The organism is Ideonella sp. P3_A4 (assembly GCF_056403075.1).
Map to the genome: position 1 here is coordinate 1 of NZ_JBFUGE010000886.1, position 1,970 is coordinate 1,970.

1 protein-coding gene and 1 pseudogene are annotated in these 1,970 nt (G+C 73.0%); both read right to left on the reverse strand.

Annotated features, from left to right (window positions below; all coding sequences use genetic code 11):
• Window positions 1-319: pseudogene (locus AC1DYI_RS34070) on the reverse strand (hypothetical protein); the annotation flags it as partial.
• Window positions 316-1,644 (reverse strand): tetratricopeptide repeat protein, encoded by a 1,329-nt coding sequence (locus tag AC1DYI_RS34075; protein ID WP_477208530.1) that lies wholly within the window; start codon window positions 1,642-1,644, stop codon window positions 316-318. The pseudogene AC1DYI_RS34070 and the gene AC1DYI_RS34075, both read right to left, overlap by 4 nt.
• Between the last annotated feature and the right edge of the window lie 326 nt (window positions 1,645-1,970).

Consider the following 1,970-nt stretch of genomic DNA (forward strand, 5'->3'; position numbering starts at 1 on the left):
GGCCCGGGCTGGCCAATGACAGGCGCAGGCCCTGGTCGGCCAGTGCCGCAATCTGCGGCCAGGCCTGCTGCAACTCGCCCCAGGTGATCTGGCCGTCGTCGTCGGCGTCCAGCGGCATCACGCGGTCCAGGTCGCGCAGCGCGATGTCCCAGCGTTGCTGCACCACGGGGCCTTCGGCCACCAGGCTCAGCGTGGCGTTGCTGGGCGCATGGGCACGAGCGTCGGTGGGGACCAGCAACATGGCCGCGGCCGTGCCGGTGACCGCCAGCAGCAAACGGGTCAGGCGTTCAGTACGGTCGCTCAACAGGGTCAGGCTCATGAACGGCTCCGGGTGGCGGATGAGGTGGGGGCAGATGCGCTGTGCTTCGCAGCTGGCCAGCGTGCGTCGACAAACCCTTGCTCGCGGGCCCAGCGGCGCACCGGCTCGCCAGCTTCGGGCTGGCCTGCGGCGGCTGCAGCGCGCAGCAACAGCAGTGCATCGGCCGGTTCGCGCTGCCAAGCCCAGTTGGACTGAGCCAGTGCCAGGGCCTGCGGTGCGTCGCCCAGCAGGTCGAGCGCAAAGCGCGCCTGTTCGCGGGCATGGCTGCGGTCGCCGCGAGCGAGGGCGGCGTCGAAGCGGGCTTGCAACTGGGGGATCAGCGTGTCGGCGTCGGTGGCGTGTTTGCCAGACGACGTGCGGGCCAGGCGGTGGCGGGCGATGGCCGTGCGCAACAGCAGCGCGTCGGCCGCTTCGTAGCCGCGTAGCAGACGTTCGGCTTCAGCCGGGCGCTGCTGGTCCAGCAGCCAGTCGGCGTAGGCGGCCAGGGCGTACAGGCCCGGGGCATCGCCGGCGATGGCGGCGCGGAACAGCGCGTCTGCCTGGCGGTTGCCGCTGCGCTGGGCCAATTCGGCGCGCAGCAGCGCCAGCCACGGGTCGTCGGCATTGCCCAGCGCGGCCAGCGTGGCGTCGGCCTGGCGGGCGGTCAGCCGGCCTTGCAACTGGCCCACCTCGGCGAGGCAGGCGCGGGCGGGGGCTTGCACGCCGGCGCCCAGCGTCACGTAGTCGGCACCGGCCAGGCGCTCGCAGCCGGCGCGGGCCTCGGCGTAGCGGCCTTGCACTTGGTGAATCGATGCGCGCGTCAGCTCCGCCTGGGCGCGCAGCGCCAGCCCTGGCGAGGCGGCCTGGCTGTAGTCGGCGCGTCGCAAGCCGAGTCGGCTGTTCGCGGTGCCGGCGTTGGCATCGGGGGCGGTGACCAGCGCGTCCAGGTCGGCCAGCGCGGCGTCGAAGTCATGCTGGCCCTGGCGGATCGTGGCGCGCAGCAGGCGCACCGGGCCAGGGGCTTGAGCGTCCGCCCACCAGGGGGCGAGGGCGGCCTGGGCTTGGCCCCAGTCGCGCGGGTCGCCGCTGCGGCGGGCCTGGTTGATGGCTTGGCGCGCAAGGGTCAGTGCGAGTGAGAGGTTTGGCTGGGTCTGAGCGGCTTGGGTGCGCAAGGCTTCGCGTTGGCCAGCACCGGCGCGGCGGGCCGTCACGCCAGGCAAACGGGCCGGCAGGCGCTCGATCACTTCGTGGTCGTCGGTGGGCACGCGCGGCGCGGCTTGGCCGGGCAGGGCGTGTGCCAGCAGCAAGGCGGCGGCCATTGTCGAGAGCGTCAAGAACGGGCGCATGGGCAGGCTCCAGCCTGGGGCCGCTGCGATCGGCGCAGCGGCGAAGGAAACGGTTCGGGCGATCACCAGGGATCGGCGAAGTGGCARGACCCGGCCAGGTCGCTCCAGCCGGGCCGGCGTGACGCCACTTGCGTGCGGCGCCACGCGGCGGCGCTTACTGCGCGCCCGGTGTCGGCGTGTTCAGGTACGGGAAGCCGCTCAGGAACGGCGTCACGGCCTGGTCGACGGCGTCGTGCAGGTTGTACGAAGTGGTGCCCAGCGGCACGTACTTCGGCTTGCACTTCTCGCCCAGGCCCAGCGCGTTGGTGTTGCCGTTGGCCATGCAC

Coding starts and splice junctions, on each gene's coding strand:
- AC1DYI_RS34075 (WP_477208530.1), bottom strand. CDS start 1,644: ATGCGCCCGTTCTTGACGCTCTCGACAATGGCCGCCGCCTTGCTGCTG.